18 protein-coding genes are annotated in these 20,831 nt (G+C 67.6%); 12 read left to right on the top strand and 6 right to left on the bottom strand.

The annotated features are described in order from the left end of the window. The first annotated feature begins 34 nt into the window (after positions 1-34). Entirely contained in the window at positions 35-1,201 is a 1,167-nt protein-coding gene (locus tag ATC04_RS16005; RefSeq protein WP_047117997.1) for a ThiF family adenylyltransferase, read from the top strand. Continuing rightward, positions 1,198-1,605: a molybdenum cofactor biosynthesis protein MoaE gene (locus tag ATC04_RS16000; RefSeq protein ID WP_047117996.1), complete on the top strand. Its 408-nt coding sequence runs from the start codon at positions 1,198-1,200 to the stop codon at positions 1,603-1,605. Before ATC04_RS16005 ends, ATC04_RS16000 begins: the two co-directional genes overlap by 4 nt. A 245-nt stretch (positions 1,606-1,850) precedes the next feature. On the opposite strand, the gene ATC04_RS15995 is transcribed toward ATC04_RS16000, so the two are convergent. Next, a complete protein-coding gene (locus ATC04_RS15995) occupies positions 1,851-2,807 on the bottom strand; it encodes a YafY family protein (RefSeq protein ID WP_047117995.1) in 957 nt (318 codons plus the stop codon). A gap of 90 nt (positions 2,808-2,897) precedes the next feature. Here ATC04_RS15995 and ATC04_RS15990 point away from each other — a divergent pair, with 90 nt between their 5' ends. After that, positions 2,898-3,446, top strand: coding sequence for a DinB family protein (locus ATC04_RS15990; protein WP_231736006.1), 549 nt, complete (start codon positions 2,898-2,900; stop codon positions 3,444-3,446). Positions 3,447-3,534: 88 nt separating this feature from the next. Further along, positions 3,535-4,389 (top strand): hypothetical protein, encoded by an 855-nt coding sequence (locus ATC04_RS15985; RefSeq protein WP_152666762.1) that lies wholly within the window; start codon positions 3,535-3,537, stop codon positions 4,387-4,389. A 40-nt stretch (positions 4,390-4,429) separates the two neighbouring features. Here ATC04_RS15985 and moaA read toward each other — a convergent pair whose 3' ends face one another. Then, positions 4,430-5,470, bottom strand: coding sequence for a GTP 3',8-cyclase MoaA (gene moaA / locus ATC04_RS15980; RefSeq protein ID WP_047117993.1), 1,041 nt, complete (start codon positions 5,468-5,470; stop codon positions 4,430-4,432). A 144-nt stretch (positions 5,471-5,614) separates the two neighbouring features. Here moaA and modA point away from each other — a divergent pair, with 144 nt between their 5' ends. The 7 genes from modA (at position 5,615) to ATC04_RS19935 (ending at position 12,498) form a co-directional block, all read left to right on the top strand. Continuing rightward, on the top strand, positions 5,615-6,415 hold the full coding sequence (modA, locus tag ATC04_RS15975; RefSeq protein WP_060617043.1) for a molybdate ABC transporter substrate-binding protein: 801 nt from the start codon (positions 5,615-5,617) through the stop codon (positions 6,413-6,415). Then, positions 6,408-7,214 carry an ABC transporter permease gene (locus tag ATC04_RS15970; RefSeq protein ID WP_047117992.1) on the top strand — a complete coding sequence of 269 codons (807 nt, stop codon included), beginning with the start codon at positions 6,408-6,410 and terminating at the stop codon, positions 7,212-7,214. The genes modA and ATC04_RS15970 overlap by 8 nt, the downstream gene beginning before the upstream one ends. A gap of 28 nt (positions 7,215-7,242) precedes the next feature. Next, positions 7,243-8,001, top strand: a complete 759-nt coding sequence (locus tag ATC04_RS15965) for an ATP-binding cassette domain-containing protein (RefSeq protein ID WP_052772201.1) — start codon at positions 7,243-7,245, stop codon at positions 7,999-8,001. Further along, entirely contained in the window at positions 7,991-9,250 is a 1,260-nt protein-coding gene (gene glp, locus ATC04_RS15960; RefSeq protein WP_047117991.1) for a gephyrin-like molybdotransferase Glp, read from the top strand. Before ATC04_RS15965 ends, glp begins: the two co-directional genes overlap by 11 nt. Continuing rightward, positions 9,247-10,113 carry an NTP transferase domain-containing protein gene (locus tag ATC04_RS15955; protein WP_047117990.1) on the top strand — a complete coding sequence of 289 codons (867 nt, stop codon included), beginning with the start codon at positions 9,247-9,249 and terminating at the stop codon, positions 10,111-10,113. Before glp ends, ATC04_RS15955 begins: the two co-directional genes overlap by 4 nt. A gap of 272 nt (positions 10,114-10,385) precedes the next feature. Further along, positions 10,386-11,837 carry an HNH endonuclease signature motif containing protein gene (locus tag ATC04_RS20060; RefSeq protein WP_047117989.1) on the top strand — a complete coding sequence of 484 codons (1,452 nt, stop codon included), beginning with the start codon at positions 10,386-10,388 and terminating at the stop codon, positions 11,835-11,837. Positions 11,838-12,300: 463 nt separating this feature from the next. Next, positions 12,301-12,498: a DUF3021 family protein gene (locus ATC04_RS19935; RefSeq protein ID WP_052772200.1), complete on the top strand. Its 198-nt coding sequence runs from the start codon at positions 12,301-12,303 to the stop codon at positions 12,496-12,498. 68 nt (positions 12,499-12,566) lie between these two features. Here ATC04_RS19935 and narI read toward each other — a convergent pair whose 3' ends face one another. Genes narI through ATC04_RS15925 form a run of 4 tightly spaced genes read right to left on the bottom strand, consistent with a single transcriptional unit; the run spans position 12,567 to position 19,379 of the window. Then, positions 12,567-13,334, bottom strand: a complete 768-nt coding sequence (narI, locus tag ATC04_RS15940; RefSeq protein ID WP_047117988.1) for a respiratory nitrate reductase subunit gamma — start codon at positions 13,332-13,334, stop codon at positions 12,567-12,569. Then, positions 13,331-14,029, bottom strand: coding sequence for a nitrate reductase molybdenum cofactor assembly chaperone (gene narJ, locus ATC04_RS15935; RefSeq protein ID WP_052772199.1), 699 nt, complete (start codon positions 14,027-14,029; stop codon positions 13,331-13,333). The genes narI and narJ overlap by 4 nt, the downstream gene beginning before the upstream one ends. Beyond that, positions 14,026-15,663, bottom strand: coding sequence for a nitrate reductase subunit beta (narH, locus tag ATC04_RS15930; protein ID WP_047117987.1), 1,638 nt, complete (start codon positions 15,661-15,663; stop codon positions 14,026-14,028). The genes narJ and narH overlap by 4 nt, the downstream gene beginning before the upstream one ends. Then, a complete protein-coding gene (locus ATC04_RS15925; protein WP_047117986.1) occupies positions 15,660-19,379 on the bottom strand; it encodes a nitrate reductase subunit alpha in 3,720 nt (1,239 codons plus the stop codon). Before ATC04_RS15925 ends, narH begins: the two co-directional genes overlap by 4 nt. Positions 19,380-19,591: 212 nt before the next feature. On the opposite strand from ATC04_RS15925, the gene ATC04_RS15920 reads away from it, so the two are divergent. Next, a complete protein-coding gene (locus tag ATC04_RS15920) occupies positions 19,592-20,821 on the top strand; it encodes an MFS transporter (RefSeq protein WP_047117985.1) in 1,230 nt (409 codons plus the stop codon). The last annotated feature ends 10 nt before the right edge of the window (positions 20,822-20,831 follow it).

Below are 20,831 nucleotides of genomic sequence, written 5' to 3'. Positions count from 1 at the left end.
TCATCCGGCGCGGCCGGGCGCGTAGGATCCGACTATGAGTGATCGCGCGTTTAAGCCCCTGGTCGACCCGGCCCCGGCGCTGAGCGACGAGCAGCAGGCCCGGGCCCAACGCCAGCTTGCCCTGCCCGGATTCGGGCCCGTTGCCCAGCGCCGCCTGGCCGCCGCCCGCGTGCTGGTGATCGGCGCCGGGGGACTGGGCAGCGCCAGCATCCCGTACGTCGTCGGAGCCGGGGTTGGCACCGTGGGCATCGTGGATGACGACGTGGTGGAGCTGTCCAATCTGCACCGCCAGATCACCCACACCACCGCGAATATCGGGCTGCCCAAGACCGCCTCGCTGGCCGCCGCCGCGCGGGCGCTGGATCCTGGCGTGCGGATCATCGAGCACAACCTGCGGCTGACTTCCCGGAACGCATTGGAAATCTTCTCCGGCTACGACCTGGTGATCGACGGCAGCGACAACTTCCCGACCCGCTACCTGAGCAATGACGCAGCCCAGCTGACCGGCATCCCGCTGGTCTGGGGCTCCATCCTGCAGCACCACGGGCAGGTCTCCGTCGCCTGGCATGAGCACGGCCCGGGCTACCGGGACTTGTTCCCCGTTCCTCCGGCCCCGGGCACCGTGGCCGACTGCGCCACCGGGGGCGTGCTGCCGGGACTGTGCGGCACCATCGGCTCGCTGCTGGCGACCGAAGCCCTGAAGCTGATCACCGGTATCGGCGCGCCGCTGGTGGGCCGGGTGCTGGTCTACGACGCGCTGGGTGCCAAAACCCGCACCTTGGAGTACTCGCGGGATCCTGCCGCCACACCGGTGACCAGGCTGATCGACTACGAACTGTTCTGCGCGGGCGGGCTGCAGGAACCGGCGCAGATGGCTCCCGAAGACCTGGTTGCCGCCCTGCATTCCCAGAACCCTCCGGTGCTCCTGGACGTGCGGAACCAGGACGAGCGCGAGGAGCTGAGCATCCCCGGATCGATCTTCCTGCCGCTGCCACAGCTGGAAGCTGCGCTGGACGCGGGGCAGGACTTGCCACAACTGCCCGAAGAACTGACCATATACTGTGCCAAGGGACCGCGTGCCATCCGCGCCGCCCAGCTGTTGGCGCGTCGGGGCATCACGACCCGCTACGTGCCCGGGGGAGTACCGGCGGTGGCCGCGCTCGCGCCCGAACTGACCGTCTCGAAAAGAGGAATGGATTGAGCTACGCGCTGATCACCGAGGACGTTATCGATGAAGCCGCCGTGCAGGCTGCCGTGCTCAGCGACACCGCGGGCGCCGTGGTCATGTTCCATGGCATCATCCGCAACCACGACGGCGGGAAGTCGGTGAATTCCCTGGACTACTCTCACCATCCCGAAGCCCAGAAGTTCCTAGAGAACATCATTGCCGAAGAAGAAGCGCGCACCGGCCTGAGGCTTGCCGCGGTGCACCGTGTCGGCCCTTTGACCATCGGGGATGCCGCGCTCATCGCGGCCAGCGCCGCCTCGCACCGCAAGGAAGCCTTTGACGCGATCGAGAACCTGGTGGAACGCATCAAGGCGGAGGTACCGATTTGGAAGCGCCAGCATTTTGCTTCCGGGTCTTCTGAATGGGTGGGCCTGTAGGCTCGCCGCTAGATGCGCAACCCTTCGAAGATTATTAACTTCGCCTAGTTCGGGTGTTCGATTCAGGAAGGTAATGGACCGCGCTCGGTCGACGTATGCAGGACGTACGCATGGGGCACGACATGTGCACACCGGTCGAATCAACTTGGCATAATTGAAGAGTTGAGGGCAGTAGCGCTCGAAAGTAGGCCCGGCAGTCCTCCGGAGGTGCGACGAGCCGGGTTAGCGTCAACCAAGACATCTGTCTACGTTTCAGAACCCTGCAGCAGTCTTGAGGACCAACCATTCAGCAGCTCGCGCAGTTCTGCAGGTTGCACCTCGCTGATCTTCGCCTCGCATAGCGCCAGACCGAACGCCACCCAGCGCAGGTCCGAGTCCTCGGCCCGTACCAAACAGCTGTGCTCATCAAGCTGCTGAATCTCGAACCACCTGCCGATCCGCGACTCCAGCTCGTCCGCTCTGGCATGCACCCGGGCGCTGACCCGCAGGTTTCCGGCTCCGCGCAGTCCGGCGCGGACGAACTGCGCCGCATCGCCGCCCGGGATTTCCCGGGGTGCGAAGCGTAGCGCCCGAGGCTCGGCATTTTCCGCCCGATCCACCCGGAAGCTGCGCCAATCAGCACGGTCCAGGTCGTAGGCCACCAAGTAATAGCGGTTGCCTACGTTGACCAGTTTGACCGGCTCCACTCGTCGTGAACTGGCATTGCCCCGTGCATCGCGGTAGTCGAAGGCAATACGTTCGCGGTCGCGGCATCCCTGGGCGAATACCACCAGCACCTGCGGATCCACCGGTTCCGGGGTGGAATGCTGCGAGTCAAGCGGGACGGTGCTCGCGGCCAGCGCCTGGGCCCGCTGCCGAAGTTTGGCCGGGAGCACCGGAACCACCTTGGACAGAGCGCGCAGCCCCGCATCGGCCAGCGCATCCTCGCCTCCGTGGATTATCGACTGCAGGCCGACGACCAGTGCCACCGCTTCCTCGTCGTCGAGCACCAGCGGAGGCAGCGCCGCACCGGCGGCCAGCTGGTAGCCGCCGCCCACACCGCGTTCGGCCTGCACCGGGTAGCCCAGTTCGCGCAGCTGGTCCACGTCGCGGCGCAGGGTACGCAGCGAGACCTCCAGGCGCTGCGCCAGCTCCTCGCCGGACCAGTAGCGCCGGGTCTGCAAAAGCGAGAGCAGGCGCAGGGATCGTTGGCTGGTACTCATAAAAATATTCTGCCTCTATTTAGGACAGAAACTGGCACTTATGGCTCCTATCGTGGATTTATCAGCACATCAAGAACGAGGAGCAAGACCATGAGCACCACCATGAAGGCCACCGAAACCACGCTCACCGGAGAGCGCGCCGACCTGCACCAAGCCCTGGCCAACGCCCGCCACTTCCTGCGTTTCACCGCCCAGAACCTGACCGACGAGCAGGCCACAACCCGCACCACCGTCAGCGAACTGACCCTCGGCGGATTGGTCAAGCACGTGAGCGCGGTGGAGCGCCAGTGGCAACAGTTCATGGTCAAGGGCAAGGCGGCCATGAATTGGGACGGGATGGACTTCAGCAATCCGACGCCGGAACAGTGGGAAGCCTTCGCCGTCGAATTCACCATGCAGCCCGGCGAGACACTTGAAGGGCTGCTGGAAAGCTACGCTCAGATCGCCGCAGAAACCGATGCGCTGCTGGCTGACATCGATCTGGACGCCACGCACGAGCTGCCCAAGGCTCCGTGGTTCGTGGACACCCACTGGTCCGTACGCCGCACGCTGCTGCACATCATCGCGGAGACCACCCAGCACGCCGGGCATGCGGACATCATCCGCGAGTCCCTGGACGGCCAGAAGTCCATGGGCTAAGACGGTACTTACGGTTCGGCGAGCGGACAAGGATAATTGAGCCTTATTCTGGCCATTTATGGCTGAGCCAAAGTCACAAGGGGTCTAAATGTCCGTCCGAACCGAATCCGCCAGCGGTCTGATTTGGAACACTCAGAAGGAACAAATTCTTTTGGGCTCGGGCATCAAGAAAAAGCTGGTTCATGTTCGTGTCCGCTCGCTTCCCCAAAATGGTCATTTCATCGAGGAACTCGCTGCGGCTTGCCCCGAGGTCGGGGCCCTCACCGTGGAGTTGGACGAATCCGACGCCCGCGGAACAGCCGTTGCCGACCTGTCGGGACTTGAAGCACTGGAGAATCTGGAATTCCTGAGTGCGGCGCCGCATGGCGAAGTCGTCGTCTCGGAGCGAATTGAGGTTTCGGATCTTCGACTGCGTAGGCTGTCCACCGGATATTTTCCGGGAATGACCGAGAATCTGGTGGGCGCACCGCGACTCAATGCCCTGGAAGTCGACGGCTCCACCATCGACATTTTGCTCGACTTGCGTGCGGACCTTCGGGAACTGACATTGTTCCGGACCCGAAAGTCCGACTGCCCTGCGGCGTGGAACGAAGTCTCTGGACTTCAGGAGCTCAACATCGATCAGGCAGGAGCGTTCAAGGCCTACCCGCCGGAAAATGGATGGCCTCCCAGCGTCAGCATCCGCTGGGCCAATTCGGTGAGGGGCCTCGTCGAAGCGTCGCAGACTCGGCCTTTCCAGCACCTGTACCTGAACGGCGTCAGGCTGTTGGACGCCGGCTCCTCACTATGGGATTTGAGGGCGGAGAGCATCTTCATCGATTTCGAAGACAAGCCGCCGAAATGGCTGGTCGAGGCTTGGCCCCACCGTCCCGCTGATTGGTCGGAGCGGTTCAAGGTCGCCTATCACCCGAGCCTTCCCGACTCGGAGGATTCGTTCAATTGACGAATTGCTTGGCGCCCACAGCGGGCAACTTCCAAGCTAGCTACCCGCCGATGTAGGACATCTCGATGCGCTTGCGGTTCCCCGGGGTGAGCGCGGCGCGCAGCTCCGAGTAGTTGTCGTCGCGCTGGCGCCAGCGACCGGTCAATGCCCGGGCCAGTTCCGCGTCATCGGCCCCGCCGCGCAGCAGCGCGCGCAGGTCGTACCCGGAGCCGGCGAACAGGCAGGTGTACAGCTGTCCCTCGGCGGAGACCCGGGCGCGCGAGCAGTTCCCGCAGAACGCGTTGGTGACACTCGAGATCACGCCGATCTCCCCGGCCCCGTCCGCGTAGCGCCAGCGGTTCGCTGTTTCCCCGGGCTCGGTCTTGACCACAGGTTCCAGCGCCCAGCGCTCGTTGATGCGCGAGACGACCTCGCTGGAGGGGACCACCGCATCCAGCTTCCAGCCGTTGGTGGTGCCCACGTCCATGAACTCGATGAAGCGCAGGATCTGGCCGGTGCCGCGGAAGTGCTCGGCCAGGGACAGGATCTCGTCGTCGTTGACCCCGCGCTTGAGCACGGTGTTGACCTTGACCGGGCCCAGCCCTGCCTGCTCGGCCGCGTCGATGGCCTGCAGCACCCGGGAGACCGGGAAGTTCACGTCGTTGATCGCCTTGAAGCGCGCATCGTCCAGCGAGTCCAGCGAGATGGTCACGCGCCGCAGCCCGGCGGCCTTCAGCTGCTGCGCCATCACCGGCAGCGCGGAGCCGTTGGTGGTCATCGCCAGGTCCACCGGCTTGCCGTCCGGGGTCGCCAGCTTCGAAAGCATGCCCACCAGGTCGACGATGCCGCGGCGCAGCAGCGGCTCGCCGCCGGTCAGCCGCAGCTTGTGCACCCCCAGGGACACCGCCACGCGGGCGAGGCGTTCGATCTCCTCGAAGCTGAGCAGCTCGGAGCGCTCGCGGAAGGCGAAGTCGCGCCCGAAGATCTCCTTGGGCATGCAGTACACGCAGCGGAAGTTGCAGCGGTCGGTGACCGAGATCCGCAGGTCGTGCAGCGGCCGGGAGCGTGCGTCGAGCAGCGCTGCCGCAGGTTGTGCCTTCATCCTCCCAGCGTAGCCCCTTGCCCGGCCGCTGCGAAGAGGCGCGAAAGTTCCAGCTCACCGGCGGTCACCTTGCTCCCGTCAGCGGCCTTGGCGGTTGTAGCATGGCAGGCAGGAGAGAACCGTCCGCCACTTCTAAGGAACCCCATGCGCCTTTCGCCGCCCGCCGCACTTCGCGCCCTCGCCCTGCTGGCCGCCGGGACCCTGGCGCTGGCCGGATGCGCGGGCCAGCCGGGCTCCCAGGACGGCGACGCAGTGGCCACCGCGGCGCCCACCAGCACGCTGACCATCTCCGCCGCCGCCTCGCTGCAGCGCTCCTTCGACGAGATCGCCAAGGAGTTCACCGCCGCGCACCCCGAGACCGCGATCTCCACCATCGCCTACGACGGCTCCTCCACGCTGGCCACCCAGATCGTCGAGGGCGCCCCGGTGGACGTGTTCGCCTCGGCCGACGAGAAGAACATGGCAGTGGTGACCGACGCCGGGCTGGGCGGCGACCCGGTCATCTTCGCGACCAACACCCTGGTCATCGCGGTGCCGAAGGGCAACCCGGGCAAGGTCAAGTCCCTGGCGGACCTGGCCGGGGCGACCACCGTGCTGTGCGCCCCGCAGGTGCCGTGCGGCTCGGCCTCCGCCACGCTGCTGCAGAACCAGGGGGTTGAGGTGAAGGCCGCGAGCCAGGAGCAGAACGTCACCGCGGTGCTGCAGAAGGTCATCGCCGGGGAGGCGGACGCGGGCCTGGTCTACGCCACCGACGTGGCCGGCGAAGATGCAGTGGAATCCATCGTGCCCGCGGGATCCGAGCAGGTCGTGAACTCCTACCCGATCACCGCGCTGGGCGAACAGCCCGGCGCCCAGGACTTCGTGGACTTCGTGCTGGGCCCCGAGGGCCAGCAGATCCTCAAGGACCACGGTTTCGGCAGCGCCTCGGCGGGCGCCGATGGCTAGCGACACCGGGGTGCGTGCTCCGGGGCTGGCCATCGCCCCGGCGCTGCTGGGCATCGCCCTGCTGGTCATGCCGCTGGTGGCGCTGGTGGCCCGCGCCGGCTGGGACACTTTCCTCACCGACGTGACCAGCCCCGCCGCGCTGGACGCGCTGTGGCTTTCGCTGCGCACCGGTGCCGCGGCCACCGTGGTGTGCGTGCTGCTGGGGGTGCCGCTGGCGGTGCTCATGGCCCGCAGCGGCCCGAAGCTCGCCCAGCTGCTGCGCGCCCTGGTGGCGGTGCCGCTGGTGCTGCCGCCGATGGTCGGGGGTGTGGCGCTGCTGTTCCTGTTCGGGCGCACCAGCCCCATCGGGCAGTTCATCGACTCCGTCTGGGGGGTCACGCTGCCGTTTTCCACCGCCGCGGTGGTGATCGCGCAGAGCTTCGTCGCGCTGCCCTTCCTGGTGCTCTCGGTGGAGGGCTCGCTGCGCTCGCTGGGCACCGGGTACGAGCAGGCCGCCGCGACCCTGGGCGCCGGGCGGTGGATGGTGCTCACCCGCATCACCCTGCCGCTGGCCGCCCCGGGCCTGGTCGCCGGGGTGATCCTGTGCTTCGCGCGGGCCATCGGCGAATTCGGCGCGACCGCGCTGTTCGCGGGCAACGCGCCGGGCATCACCCAGACCATGCCGCTGGCCATCTACACCGCGTTCAACGGGGCCGGCGACGGGCGCGACGCCGCCGTGGCGCTGTCCCTGCTGCTGCTTGGCGCCGCCGTGCTGGTGCTGGTCTGCGTGCGCGCCTGGCGGCCGGGAGCCCTTAAATGAACGGCCCTCAAATGATCGGGGCGCTGAAATGACGCTCACCGCCCGGCTGGAGATCCCGCGCACCGGCTTCACCGTGCGCGCCGAATTCACCGTGGAGTCCGGTCAGGTGCTGGCGCTCATGGGTCCCAGCGGCGCCGGCAAGTCGACGATCGTGCACGCGCTGGCAGGCATCCAGAAGCTGGGCGCCGGGCGGATCGAGCTGGACGGCGCTGTGCTGGCCGACGCCCGCACCCACGTGCCCCCGCACCGCCGGCAGATCGGCCTGCTGGGGCAGGACCCGCACCTGTTCCCGCACCTTGACGCGGCGAAGAACATCGCCTTCGGGGCGCGCGCCGGCGGCATGGACAAGGCCGCCGCCGCCCGCGAGGCGGCCCGCTGGCTGCACCGCCTGGGCCTGGGGGAGATCGCCGGGCAGCGCCCCGCCGCCCTGTCCGGGGGCCAGCGCCAGCGCATCGCCCTGGCCCGCGCGCTGGCCGCCGAGCCGCGGGTGCTGCTGATCGACGAGCCTTTCGCCTCGCTGGACGTGGAAGCCGCCGTGGACATGCGCCTGCTGGTGCGCGAACAGCTGCAGCGCACCGGCATCAGCGCGGTCATCGTCTCCCACGCCGCGGCCGACGCTCAGGCGCTCGCCGACCAGCTGCTGGTGCTCGAACGCGGAGCCGCCACCCACCACGGGCCGGTGGCGCAGGTCTTCGCCGCGCCGGCCACCCGCTTCATGCGCGCCGTCGTCGCCACGCTGCCAGCCGGCGCCCCCGCACAGCTCAAGGAGGCCATCGATGGCGCCTGATTCCCGTTCCGGCGCAGGCCCAGGCGCCGCCCCGGTCCCGCCCGAAGAGCACCTGCGCGCGGTGCTCCAGCTGGTCCGCCCGCTGCCGCCGGTGCAGCTCTCGTTGGCCGAGCCGGGGGACTTCGCCGCCCTGCACGGGGCCGTGCTGGCGCAGGATGTCGCCGCCGCGCACCCGCTGCCGTTGTGGGAGAACTCCGCGATGGACGGCTACGCGGTGCGCGCCGCGGACACCGCGCAGGCCCCGGTGGACCTCCAGGTGCTCGGCGTGGTGCCGGCCGGCAGCGGGGCCGACCCGGTGCTGGGTCCCGGGCAGACCGTGCGCATCATGACCGGCGCCCCGCTGCCCAGCAGCGCGGATGCGGTGGTGCGCGTGGAGGACACCAGCGGCTTCCACCCCGGCACGGTGCGCATCAACACCGCCGTGCAGCCCGGGCGCGACGTGCGCCGGGCGGGGGAGGACCGCGCCGCCGGCGCCCCGGTCGCGCTGGCCGGGGAACCGTTGACCGCCGCCCGGCTCTCCGCGCTGGCCGCCGCCGGGGCCGCAGCCCTGCTGGTGCGCCCCGCCCCGAAGATCGCGGTGCTGATCACCGGCGCGGAACTGCGCACCCCGGGCAGCGCGCTGTCCCGCGGGCAGATCCCGGAGTCCAACTCGCTGCTGCTGGCAGGCCTGCTGGCCGAATCCGGGCTGCCGGCGGCCACCGTCGAGCACTGCCCCGACGATCCCGAGCTGGTCCGCCAGCGGCTGGACACGCTGGGGTCGAGCCACGACGCGGTGATCTCCACCGGAGGCGTTGGCCCGGGCGAATACGACGTCATGCGCCAGGTCCTCGAGCAGGAGCCTGAGGTGCGCGCGGTGCGCCTGGCCCTGCGCCCCGGAGCCCCGCAGTGCGTGGGCCGGCTGCGCGCCGGCGCGCTGGTGTTCGCGCTGCCCGGCAACCCGGTCAGCGCGGCGGTCGGCTTCGAGCTGTTCGTCCGCCCCGCCCTGCGCGCCCTGCAGGGCCATGCATCCCCGCGCCGCCCGATGCTGCGCAGCACCGTGCTGCGCGGGTGGAAATCCCCGCCGGGCCGGCTGCAGGCGCTGCCGGTGGTGTTCGACGAGCACGGCGGCTGCGCCCCGGCCGTGGACGCCGCCAGCATCTCCCACTCGGTCGGCGGCTTCGGCGCCGCGCAGGGCTACGCGCTGATCGGCCCGGACACCTCCCAGGTCCGCCCGGGCGACACCGTCGACGTGCTCAGGCTGCAGCCGTGAGCGCCGGGCAGTTCCAGGCGCTGGTGCTGGCCGGCGGGCGCGGCTCCCGGCTGGGCGGGGCCGACAAGGCAGGCCTGCTGCTGCACGGGCGCCGGCTGGTGGACCGCGCGGTGGACGCCGCCCGCCGCGCCGGCGCCTCGCGCGTGGTGGTCATCGGCCCGGACACCGCCGGCACCCTGGCCGACGCGGTGCTGCGCGAGGACCCGCCCTTTTCCGGACCGCTGGCGGCCATCGCCGCCGGCCTGCCCGAGCTCACCGCGCCGTGGACCATGGTGCTGGCCTGCGACCTGCAGCGCCCGGCCGCAGTGGCCTCCGCGTTGGCCGCCGCGCACGCCGCCGCCCTGGCGGAAGGCTCGGCCGGCGACGGCGCGCTGCTGCGCGATGCGGACGGCCGCATCCAGTGGCTCGCCGGGATCTACCGCACCCAGGCCCTGCGCACGGCCTGCACCGCCCTGGGGGACGGGGTCGCCAACGCGCCGGTGCGCCGGGTGCTGGGCGAACTGGACCTGCAGCAGCTGCCGGTGGACAACGACACCAGCAGCGACATCGATACCCCGCAGGCGCTGGAGCGCGCCCGCCAGAAGGAGAGGAACACTATGGGACAGTACCTGCCGCCCGAGGCCCTGGAGGACTGGCTGACCGCGGCCGCCGCGGAGCTGGAGCTCGACGCCTCCGCCGTGGACATCGCCACCGTGCTCGACGCCGCCAAGCACGTCGCCCACGAGGTCGCCCGTCCGGCCGCCCCGCTGAGCACCTTCCTGCTCGGTCTGGCCGTCGGCAGCGGCAAGGGTGATCTCGCCGGGCTCTCCGCCCAGCTCATCGAGCGCGCGCACCGTTGGGCCGACGAGCACCCCGACGAATAAGCCCACCCAGTCAACCTGCTTTTCTGTGGATGGCCGGCATTGGACGATTGGCATTGAACGCACTCCGGCACCGGGCTGCTTTTGCACCGCGGGGTCGGAGGGCGTTTGCTGTTGCCCGGTTGGTTGTCCACATCCCGCCACCAACCGCCCCCACACCCAGCCTCATCAACCTACACTATGTCCCAACTTTCGAACCACACCTATGACATGCGGAGCGCGTTCAGGTCAAAATAAGTCTTCACATTCCCGTTATTCCGTCATATAATGGAGGTATGTTCGACTCATACGAAGCAGAGGAAGACTATTTCGAAGTCACTCCCTGGAAAGCCGGGACCTTCGAACAAAACCCCTGTCTGGACCCCTGGGATGCCACCTTCATCAACACCGCCCTGGGCTCTACCGACCCCGCTCTGCAGCTGCGGGTGCTGGAACAATGCGAACGGTTCAAATCCTTCTACGCCTCCATCCAGGCCCGCGCCGCCGCTCGCCTGGACTCCCTGACCGGCACCACCCCCGAGCACCACCCGTTGAGCGTCGAACGCGGCACCGCCCACGCCATTGCCTTGGCCCGCCACCAAACACCCCAAGGCTCCTTGGTCTACCTGCGTCGTATGCGCAACCTCATCCCCGACATGCCCTACCTTTTCTCGCGCTTCGAACACGGCCACCTCGGCGAAGAGATGATTCTGGCCATCATGACCCCCTTGGACGATTCCACCACCGCCGAGCGCCGCGAATTCGACCGCTTCTACGAGCAGCACCCCGACCTGTTCGACGGCGCCAGCACCACCCAAGCCAAGGACACCGCCCAAAAAGCGGTCGATCTCATGCGCGAAACCCCACGCACCGAAGAGATCGAACACGCCACCGCCGAACGCTACGTGCGCATCCGCAAGGGTAAGGACTGCATGCACATTAACGGGAAAGTCTCTCCTGAAATCGGGTTGGCCCTGGAGGACTTCCTCACCCGCGAAGTCGACAAGGCCCTGGCTGCCGGCGACCCCCGCTCGCGCAGTCAACTACGCGCCGATTTGTTCACCCGCGCCATCACCGGCCACAAACTCGATGAACCCCTGCCGGTCACCTTGCACGTGAACCTGGTCATGACCGACCGGGCCCTGTTCATGCGCACCCCAGACACCGCCAGCCTGCCCGGCTACGGCAGCATTCCGGCCGAATACGCCCGCCAGCTCATCGCCGACATTAAAGCCTCCTTCGGTGCCACCCCGCCCCAGCACATCCAGGAGAACTTCTCCGCCCGCGTGCACGCCTACCCGATGTTCCGCCGCCTGTTCATGGCCCCCAACTCCCAGGACCTGGTCACCATGGACTCCCACGAACGCAGCTACCGCGGCCAGCTGCGCCACCTGATCCAGCTGCGCGACCAGTTCTGCCGCACCCCCTACTGCACCAATAAGCCCGAACACCTGGACCACGTCCGCCAAGCCGCCAGGGGTGGGCGCACCAGCTTCGGCAACGGCGCCTTCAAATGCGCCAGCTGCAACCTCGCTAAAGAAGCACCCGGCTGGGAAGAAGAAGTCGAATCCAGTGCCCCGCACCGCATCCGCATCCGCCCCACCTCCGGCGTCGAATACGTTTCCTCCAGCCCGCCGACCACCGGAATGGGACGGCTGAACCGCATGTTCTACGACGGGGAACACCTCATCCCGCCGGTCCCGGTGAAATACCCGCCACCCGATCCCGACGGCATCACCATCTACTAACCCACCACCAACCCGCCACGCTGGCATGACGGCATGGACGCTATGCCCTGTGGGCAGGCCCCTACCCCCTATTCCGGGGCTGGAGCCTGCCCACCACGCGCGCGTGCGAAAAACGGCCACTCGAATTCGCAGTACAGCAAATGCCGCCGTCTGAGGATGACGCAGTGGTCCGGTGGATCCATCACACACAGATGGATCGCACCGAAGCGAGATCCTCAAATTCGTAGAATAAATTTCCCTGGTGTCCTAGTCTGGAGCCATGGAGCCATGGAGCCATGGAGCCATTACGCCTCAGCCTTGCAGGTATCACGCTCATCGTCATGGCAACAATAGGGGTGGCTCTACTTCTCCAAGGAGATGCCGCAAATGCCCGGAGCACCTTCGCCCTCGGCATGATCGTGGGGCCGTCAGCGGCGCGTCGGCGGTCTACCAAGTCAAGGCGTGGAATCTCAAGACGCAGTCAGTGATCCATTTCGGGATCATGTTGGTCACGGTGCTACTCGCGATGTATCTCAGCGGCTGGTTCGCCTTGGGCAACGCCATGGACTATCTGCAGGTGCTCGGCATATTCCTCATGGTCGGCGCGGCCTTGTGGCTTCTGTTCTATCTGATTTTCGGGGAGCTTCAGCCCAGGTTCTCCTTCAAGCAGGTGAGCAGCTGATCCACAGCGTTTTAGGCATTTGCGCCGGTTCCACCAGAGTAGTGGAACCGGCACAAATGCTTATACGATTATCGACTGCGCCGTCCGCGATTGTTCGGAGGAGTCGTGATCGGATCCCAGCCGCGGCGTACCGGGCGGGCGCCGGCACCCCGGGACTCATCCCGCGAACGGTAGACGATGTACGGGCGGAACAGGTACGGGATCGGCGCCGAGAACACGTGGACCAGACGGGTGAATGGCCACAACGCGAACAACAGGCATGCGGTGATCACGTGGAGCTGGAAGAAGATCGGAACCTGCTCCATCATTTCCGGGTGGGGCTGGAAGATGATCATCTGCCGAATCCACGGGGAGATCGACTCGCGGTAGGAGTAGCCCGCCCCGAAGACCTGGTACACCAGCGTGGCTAAGGTGCCGAAGAACAGCGTGGCCCCTAGGAACACGTACATGATCTTGTCCATCGGGGTCGTTGCCAGGAAGACCGGGCCGACCGTGCGGCGGCGGTAGATCAGGATCGCCAGGCCGGCCAGCGTCAGGATGGCAGCCGCGGTGCCGAGCCATGTCGCGCCCAGATGGTACATGTGCTCGTCGATGCCGATGGCGTACAGCCATTCGCGCGGGATCAGCAGGCCGACCACGTGGCCGGCGATCACCATCAAGATGCCCAGATGGAACATCGGCGAACCCCAGCGCAGCAGCCGGCTTTCGTGGGTCTGGCTGGAACGGGTGGTCCAGCCGAACTTGTCGAAGCGGTAGCGCCAGATGTGCCCGACGATGAAGACCACGGCGCAGGCGTAGGGAAGCACTACCCACAGCAGAAGCGATCCGGTACTCACGGGTTCCCCCTAGGACTGAACGGTGGAAGGTTTCCAAGGAATGAAAGGCCCACGGTTTCGGTGGGAGGCCCTTCGCTGACCAGCGCCAGCACCCGCTCCTGAGTGGCTGCGTCGACCGGAGGCAGGGACAAAGTGATGGTGCGGACCAGCGGTGCCCAGATGCTGCCAGTCGCTTCCAGCGCGGCGCGCAGCACCTCGATGCCCTCCACATGGGCGGCCAGCAGGGCCTCGGCGATCTCGTCTTCGCTGCGCGCGGAGAATTCCAGCACCGCGGGCAGGTAGTCCGGCAACTCCTCGGCCTCGAAGTCCCAGCCGGCGGCCCGGTACGCCTCGATGAAGGTGACCAACGCGGTGCCGCGCTTGCGGGTGTCCCCGGTAGCGAAGTAGCTCAGGTACAAGCTGCACTTGCGCTTCAAGTCGAAGGTGTCCACGTAGTCGCGCTGCAGCTGCCCGGCCCCGGTCTGCCGGGCGGCGTCGATGAACCCGGCGAAGAGGCCGGCGATCTGCGGGGGAACCCGGACCAGATGGGACTCGAGCTCGTCGAGCCGGGCGAACCAGGCCTCGTCCGGGTAGTTCAGCAGCAGCGAGGCCAGCATGTGCACCCTGGAGCGCTCGGAGCGGTTCATCTTCACCGGCTCCAGCCGCCCGGGCAGCGGGCGGGTGGGGGTCGCCCGGTTGAATAGCCGCGGAATCATTTTTTCTCCTCAGGCGGGAACAATCCCTCGGGTTTGCCGTTGCCGTCCCAGTTCAGCAGGTTCACGCGCCCCGGACTGGATGGCCGGTCCGCTGTCTGCCGGTTCTTCAGCGAGTGGAAGTTCTCCACCGCCACCGGGACCGAGGCGCCGGAAGAGGAGCCGAATGGTCCGGCGCCGCCCATGCCAGGGCCGTCCTCGAAGTCCAGCGAGCAGCCCATTTCCTCCAAGTCGTGGGCCTGCTCGGCGTGTGCGGCCGGGATGACGTAGCGTTCCTCGTACTTCGCGATGGCCAGCAGCCGGTACATCTCTTCCATCTGCGCGCCGCTCATGCCCACCGCGTTCGCGATGGACTCCTCGCGCGTATCGTGCAACGAGATGCCGCGCATGTAGGAGCGCATGGCCGCCAGCTTGCGCAGTGACAGTTCCACCGGCGCCGGATCCCCGGCGGTGAACAGCTCCGCCAGGTAGCCCACCGGGATGCGCAGCTTGTCGATCGCGGCGAACAGGTTGTTCACGTCCTCGCCGTCGTTGCCGGTGTTGGTGACCACGTCCACCACCGGGGAGAGCGGCGGGATGTACCAGACCATCGGCATGGTGCGGTATTCCGGGTGCAGCGGCAGCGCGACCTTGTAGTCGCGGATCAGCCGCCAGATGGGGCTGGCCTGCGCGGCGGCGATCCAGTCCTCCGGAATGCCCTCGGCGCGGGCGGCCTCGATGACCGCCGGGTCGTTCGGGTCCAGCAGCACGTTGCGCTGGGCGTCGAGCAGCTGGTGCTCGTCCTCCACGCTGGCTGCCGCGGCCACCGCGTCCGCGGCGTAGAGCACCAGACCCAGGTAGCGCAGCCGTCCCACGCAGGTTTCGGCGCAGACCGTGGGCAGGCCGACCTCGATGCGCGGGTAGCACAGCGTGCACTTCTCGGCCTTGCCGGTGCGGTGGTTGAAGTAGACCTTCTTGTACGGGCAGCCCGAGACGCACATGCGCCAGCCGCGGCAGGCGTCCTGGTCCACAAGCACGATCCCGTCCTCCGCGCGTTTGTACATCGCGCCCGAGGGGCAGGAAGCCACGCAGGAGGGGTTCAGGCAATGCTCGCAGATGCGCGGCAGATAGAACATGAAGGCCTTCTCGTACTCGGCCTTCACCTCCTCGCTCATCTTGGCCAGCAGCGGGTCCTGGTCCATGGTCTCCAGCGAGCCGCCCAGGTTGTCGTCCCAGTTCGCGGACCAGGAGATCTTCATGTCCTTTCCGGTCAGCAGCGACTTCGGGGTGGCCACCGGGGTGTGCTCGCCGGAAGGCGAGTTCAGCAGCATGTCGTAGTCGTAGGTCCACGGCTCGTAGTAGTCGTGGATCTCGGGCAGCTTCGGGTTGGAGAAGATGCGCGAGAGCTTGTGCAGGCGCCCGCCGTCGCGCAGCCTCAGCCGACCGCGCTTGTTCAGCGTCCAGCCGCCGCGCCACTTGCCCTGGTCCTCATAGGTGCGCGGGTAGCCGACGCCGGGCCGGGTCTCCACGTTGTTGAACCACACGTACTCCACCCCGGACCGGTTGGTCCAGGCCTGCTTGCAGGTCACCGAGCAGGTGTGGCAGCCGATGCACTTGTCCAGGTTCATCACCATGGACATCTGGGCCATGACCTTCATCGGTACTGCACCTCCTGGTTACGGCGGCGGATCGTGGTGACCTCGTCGCGCTGGTTTCCGGTGGGGCCGAGGTAGTTGAACGCCCAGGCCAGCTGCCCATAGCCGCCGATCAGGTGGCTGGGCTTCATGAGGATGCGGGTCAGCGAGTTGTGGATGCCGCCGCGTTTGCCGCTGGTTTCCGCGATCGGCACATCCACCGTGCGGTCCTTCGCGTGGTACATGTACACCGTGCCCTCGGGCATGCGGTGCGAGACGATCGCGCGGGCGACCACCACGCCGTTGCGGTTGTAGGACTCGATCCACTCGTTGTCCCTCACTCCGATCTTCGCCGCGTCCTGCGGGGACATCCAGATGGTGGGGCCGCCGCGGGAGAGCGAGAGCATGAACAGGTTGTCCTGGTACTCGGAGTGGATGGACCACTTGGAGTGCGGGGTCAGGTAGCGCACCGCGACCTCGGCGTTGCCGGACTGGTGCGAGCCGACCTCGCCCAGCCGCGCGTCGCCGAACAGCCGGTGCATGTCCAGCGGCGGCCGGTAGATCGGCAGCGTCTCGCCCAGCTCCTGCATCCAGTCGTGGTCCAGGTAGAAGTGCATGCGCCCGGTGAGCGTGTGGAAGGGCTTGAGGTGCTCGACGTTGATCGCGAACGCCGTGTAGCGCCGACCGCCGTGCTCCGAGCCTGACCACTCCGGGGAGGTGATGACGCTGCGCGGCTGCACCTGCACGTCCTTGAAGGAGATGCGCGAGCCCTCGTGCTCCTCGGAGAGGAACGCCATCTGCTGCCCGGTGTGCTCTTCCAGCTGCTTGAAGCCTGCAGTGGCCAGCCGTCCGTTGGAGGTTCCGGAGAAGGCAAGGATCATCTCGCAGGCCTTCTGGTCGGTGTCCAGCTTGACCGCGCCCTCGGCTGTGGCCCCGTTCAGGCTTCGCAGCGTCTCGATCTCCGGGGCGACCTGGTACTTAACTCCCTTGGTGACCATGCCGAGTTTCCCGGTCAGCGGTCCCAGGGTGCTCCAGCGCTCGTAGAGGTTCGGGTAGTCGCGCTCCACGACCGCCAGCTTGGGCATGGTCAGCCCCGGCACCCGCGGCGCATCCTGCGGCACCTGGCCCTTAACGGTGGCCATGGCATCCGGGGTGTCGTGCTGCAGCGGGGTCGCGACCAGGTCCTTGCGCTTGCCCAGGTGGGTCGCGGCGAACTGCCCGAAGCGCTTGGCCATCTGGCCGAACAGCTCGAAGTCGGTTTTCGTCTGCCACGGCGGGGCGATCGCCGGGTTGAAGGAGTGGATGAACGGGTGCATGTCGGTGGAGGACAGGTCGTACTTCTCGTACCAGGTGGCGGCCGGGAAGACCAGGTCGGAGAACAGCGTGGTGCTGGTCATGCGGAAATCCGCGGTGGCCAGCAGGTCGAGCTTGCCCTCCGGCGCCGCCTCGTGCCAGGCCATGTCCACCGGGCGCGAGCCTTCCGGGGTTTCCGGGGCGCGCACCGAGGCGTCGGTGCCCAGCAGGTGCTTGAGGAAGTACTCGTTGCCCTTGCCGGAGGAGCCCAGGATGTTCGCGCGCCAGATGAGCACCACCCGCGGGAAATTCTGCGGGGAGTCCGGGTCCTCGCAGGCAAAGGCCAGCGAGCCGTCATTCAGCGAGTCCACCACGTGGGCCGCGGGCTCCTTGCCCGCCGCCTCCGCCTCGTCCACCAGGTCCAGCGGATTGCGGTTGAACGTCGGGTAGTCGGGCATCCAGCCGCGCTTGATCGATTCGACCAGGCAGTCGGCGGTGGTGCGGCCGTCGAACTTGCCGGTGGCCAGCGGGGAAGCCAGCGAAGTGGCCGGCAGCCCGTCGTAGCGCCACTGGTCGGTGGCCAAATACCAGAAGGCGGTGCCGATGGTGTGCCGCGGCGGGCGGCCCCAGTCGCCGGCGGCCGCGTACTGCTGGTAGCCGGTGATCGGGCGGACCTTCTCCTGCCCGACGTAGTGCGCCCAGCCGCCGCCGTTCACGCCCTGGGTGCCGGTCATCATGGTCAGCGCCAGGAAGGTGCGGTAGATGGTGTCCGAGTGGAACCAGTGGTTGGTGCCCGCGCCCATCAGGATCATTGAGCGGCCCCCGGACTTCTGGGCGGTGTCGGCGAACTCGCGGGCGATGCGGATCGCCTGCTGCGGCGGGACCCCGGTGTGTTCCTCCTGCCAGGCCGGCGTGCCGACGGTGGAGGCGTCCATGAAGCCCGTCGGCCAGTCGCCGGGAAGCGAATCGCGCCCCACGCCGTACTGGGCGAGCATCAGATCGAATACCGTGGTCAGCTGCTTGCCGGCGATCCTCACCACCGGCACGCCACGGGAGAGCACCCCGGATCCGCCGGCATGCTCCTGCCCGGCCTCGGGGGCAAGGTCGAAGCGCGGCAGGCTGATCGCCGCCGCCTGCCCGTCCCAGCTGTCCAGGTCCATGACCGAGAGCATGGGAGTGATGTCTCCCAGATCCAGGTTCCACTGGCCCTTGTCCGCGCCGGAGAAGCGGTGGCCCAAGGTGCCGCGCGGGACGCGGGCGGTGCCGCTCGCATCCAGCAGGGCGGGCTTGAATGCCGCGTTCTCCTCCTGCTCCAGGCCCAGGTCCGCGGCGGTGAGGAACTTGCCGGGCACCGGGGTGCCGGTGGCGCTGTCGATTTCCACCAGGAACGGAGAGTCGGTGTAGCGGCGCATGTAGTCCTCGAAGGGCGCGGTGCGCTTCTCGACGTAGTGCTCCTTGAGGATCACGTGACCCATGGCCATGCCCAGCGCCGCGTCGGTGCCCGGCTGCAGTGCGACCCACTCGTCGGCGAACTTGGTGTTGTCGGTGTAGTCGGGGGAGACGGTGACGACCTTCTGCCCGCGGTAGCGCGCCTCGGCCATGAAGTGGGCGTCGGGGGTGCGCGTGACCGGGACGTTCGAGCCCCACATGATCAGGTACTGCGCGTTCCACCAGTCGGCCGATTCGGGCACGTCAGTCTGGTCGCCGAACACCTGCGGGCTGGCCACCGGGAGGTCGGCGTACCAGTCGTAGAAGGAGAGCATGGTGCCGCCGATGAGGTTCAGGTACCTGGAGCCGGCGCCGTGCGAGACCATGGACATCGCCGGGATCGGGGAGAACCCGGCGATCCGGTCCGGGCCGTATGTCTTGACCGAGTAGACCTGGGCGGCCGCGGCGATTTCCAGCGCCTCGTCCCAGGTGGTGCGGATCAGCCCGCCCTTGCCGCGGGCCTTCTTGTAGCTTCTGGCCTTGGCCGGGTCCTCGACGATCGAGGCCCAGGCCTCCACCGGGTCGGGGTGCGCGGCCTTGGCCTCGCGGTACAGCTTGGCGAGCACGTCGCGGATGTACGGATAGCGGACCCGGGTGGGGGAGTAGGTGTACCAGCTGAACGCCGCGCCGCGCGGGCAGCCGCGGGGTTCGTATTCGGGGGAGTCCGGGCCGACGGAAGGGTAGTCGGTCTGCTGGGTTTCCCAGGTGATGATGCCGTCCTTGACGTACACCTTCCAGGAGCAGGACCCGGTGCAGTTCACCCCGTGGGTGGAGCGGACCACCTTGTCGTGAGACCAGCGGTCGCGGTAGAAGACGTCGCCTTGGCGCCCTCCGGAAAGGAACATTGCTCGCAGGTCTTCACTGGTATCGCCGCGGCGCAGGAATCTGCCCATGGAAAGCAGCGAATCAGCGAGAGGGCCATCAGTGGCCGGCGGTGTGCGGTGTGGCCGATCTGTCATGGCTGGGTCTCCCTAACTGTGACTCGTGCCACCAGCTTCGTCCTAAAGTTCGAGAGTTTCAAGGGGTGGGGCTCTAAAAGGTGTAGATCGAGTACCCGGTGTTCACTGGCGCGAATTTAGTCCCGGACTCTGGCGCGGGGCTGGATCTGCGTTTAGGGTGCTCAATAGAAGCTGTGTGAAAACTCTGTAACTTTGCCCCGTGGAGGGTTGAAATGAGCACGAATTCCGCACCGTCATCGGCGACCGCCCAGCCCGAGCTGCGCGGCCAATTTCCGCAGGTTCTGCTGGCCACCCTGGCCAGCGCCGTCGGCTTCTGGGCATGGACGCTGATCGCCCCGATCCAGAAGTACTACTCCGAAGGCATGAACCTTTCCGAGGGCCAGATCTCCCTCATGCTGGCCACTCCCGTGCTGGTCGGAGCGCTCGGGCGCATCGTCACCGGAGCGCTGACCGACCGCTTCGGGGCGCGCAAGATGTTCACCGTGGTGCTGCTGGCGTCGGTGCCGGCCGTGCTGCTCGTGGCGCTCGCCGGAACGATCGGAAGCTTCGTGCTGCTGATCGTCGCAGGCACCCTGCTGGGCATCGCCGGCACCATCTTCGCGGTGGGCGTCCCGTTCTCCAGCGCCTGGTACGAGCCGAAGCGGCGCGGCTTCGCCAACGGCGTGTTCGGCATGGGCATGATCGGCACCGCGGTCTCCGCGTTCTTCACCCCACGGCTGCTCAGCGGCTTTGGCTACTTCGGCACCCACCTGTTCATCGCCGGGCTGCTGGTGGCCATGGCTGCGCTGGTGTGGTTCTTCCTGCGCGAGTCCCCGGCTTGGACGCCGAACGCCCAGCCGCTGGTCCCCAAGGTGATGGGCGCGCTGAAACTGCCGATCACCTGGCAGATGTCATTCCTCTACGGCATCGTCTTCGGCGGGTTCGTGGCCTTCTCCACCTTCCTGCCCAAGTACCTGACCACCATCTATCCCGACCAGGTGGACCCGGTGGGCGCCGGCACGCGCACCGCGCTGTTCGCGGTGGCCGCGGTCATCGCCCGTCCGATCGGCGGCGTGCTAGCGGACAAGTTCGGGCCGAAGGTCATTGCGCTGATCTCGCTGGCCGGCATCGTGTCGCTGGCCTACATCGTGGGCCAGCAGCCGGAGGAAGGCATCCTCACCGGAACCGTGTTCATCCTGATGGCTTCCGCCATGGGTCTGGGCATGGGCGCGGTGTTCGCCTGGATCGGCCCGTCCACCCCGCCGGAGAAGGTCGGAGCGGTCTCCGGCGTGGTCGCCGCAGCCGGCGGCCTGGGTGGCTACTTCCCGCCGCTGGCCATGGGCGCGACCTACCATGCAGAAACCAACTCCTACGCGCTGGGCCTCTGGCTGCTGGTGCTGGTCGGCACCTTCGCGCTGGTGGTCGCCGGAATGCTGCGCGGCTCCCGGGACAAGGCCGCGTAGCAGGCTGGAC

Origin of the sequence: Arthrobacter sp. YC-RL1 (assembly GCF_001454985.1) — a bacterium.
Lineage (GTDB): Bacteria > Actinomycetota > Actinomycetes > Actinomycetales > Micrococcaceae > Glutamicibacter > Glutamicibacter soli.
Note: the sequence above shows the minus strand (reverse complement) of the source record. Positions and strands in the feature narration are given on the sequence as shown.

What these genes read in the sequence shown, in the direction of transcription:
- ATC04_RS16005 (WP_047117997.1), top strand. Translation starts at nt 35, where the DNA reads ATGAGTGATCGCGCGTTTAAGCCCCTGGTCGACCCGGCCCCGGCGCTG.
- ATC04_RS15995 (WP_047117995.1), bottom strand. Translation starts at nt 2,807, where the DNA reads ATGAGTACCAGCCAACGATCCCTGCGCCTGCTCTCGCTTTTGCAGACC.
- ATC04_RS15990 (WP_231736006.1), top strand. Translation starts at nt 2,898, where the DNA reads ATGAGCACCACCATGAAGGCCACCGAAACCACGCTCACCGGAGAGCGC.
- ATC04_RS15985 (WP_152666762.1), top strand. Translation starts at nt 3,535, where the DNA reads ATGTCCGTCCGAACCGAATCCGCCAGCGGTCTGATTTGGAACACTCAG.
- moaA (WP_047117993.1), bottom strand. Translation starts at nt 5,470, where the DNA reads ATGAAGGCACAACCTGCGGCAGCGCTGCTCGACGCACGCTCCCGGCCG.
- modA (WP_060617043.1), top strand. Translation starts at nt 5,615, where the DNA reads ATGCGCCTTTCGCCGCCCGCCGCACTTCGCGCCCTCGCCCTGCTGGCC.
- ATC04_RS15970 (WP_047117992.1), top strand. Translation starts at nt 6,408, where the DNA reads ATGGCTAGCGACACCGGGGTGCGTGCTCCGGGGCTGGCCATCGCCCCG.
- ATC04_RS15965 (WP_052772201.1), top strand. Translation starts at nt 7,243, where the DNA reads ATGACGCTCACCGCCCGGCTGGAGATCCCGCGCACCGGCTTCACCGTG.
- glp (WP_047117991.1), top strand. Translation starts at nt 7,991, where the DNA reads ATGGCGCCTGATTCCCGTTCCGGCGCAGGCCCAGGCGCCGCCCCGGTC.
- ATC04_RS20060 (WP_047117989.1), top strand. Translation starts at nt 10,386, where the DNA reads ATGTTCGACTCATACGAAGCAGAGGAAGACTATTTCGAAGTCACTCCC.
- narJ (WP_052772199.1), bottom strand. Translation starts at nt 14,029, where the DNA reads ATGATTCCGCGGCTATTCAACCGGGCGACCCCCACCCGCCCGCTGCCC.
- narH (WP_047117987.1), bottom strand. Translation starts at nt 15,663, where the DNA reads ATGAAGGTCATGGCCCAGATGTCCATGGTGATGAACCTGGACAAGTGC.
- ATC04_RS15925 (WP_047117986.1), bottom strand. Translation starts at nt 19,379, where the DNA reads ATGACAGATCGGCCACACCGCACACCGCCGGCCACTGATGGCCCTCTC.
- ATC04_RS15920 (WP_047117985.1), top strand. Translation starts at nt 19,592, where the DNA reads ATGAGCACGAATTCCGCACCGTCATCGGCGACCGCCCAGCCCGAGCTG.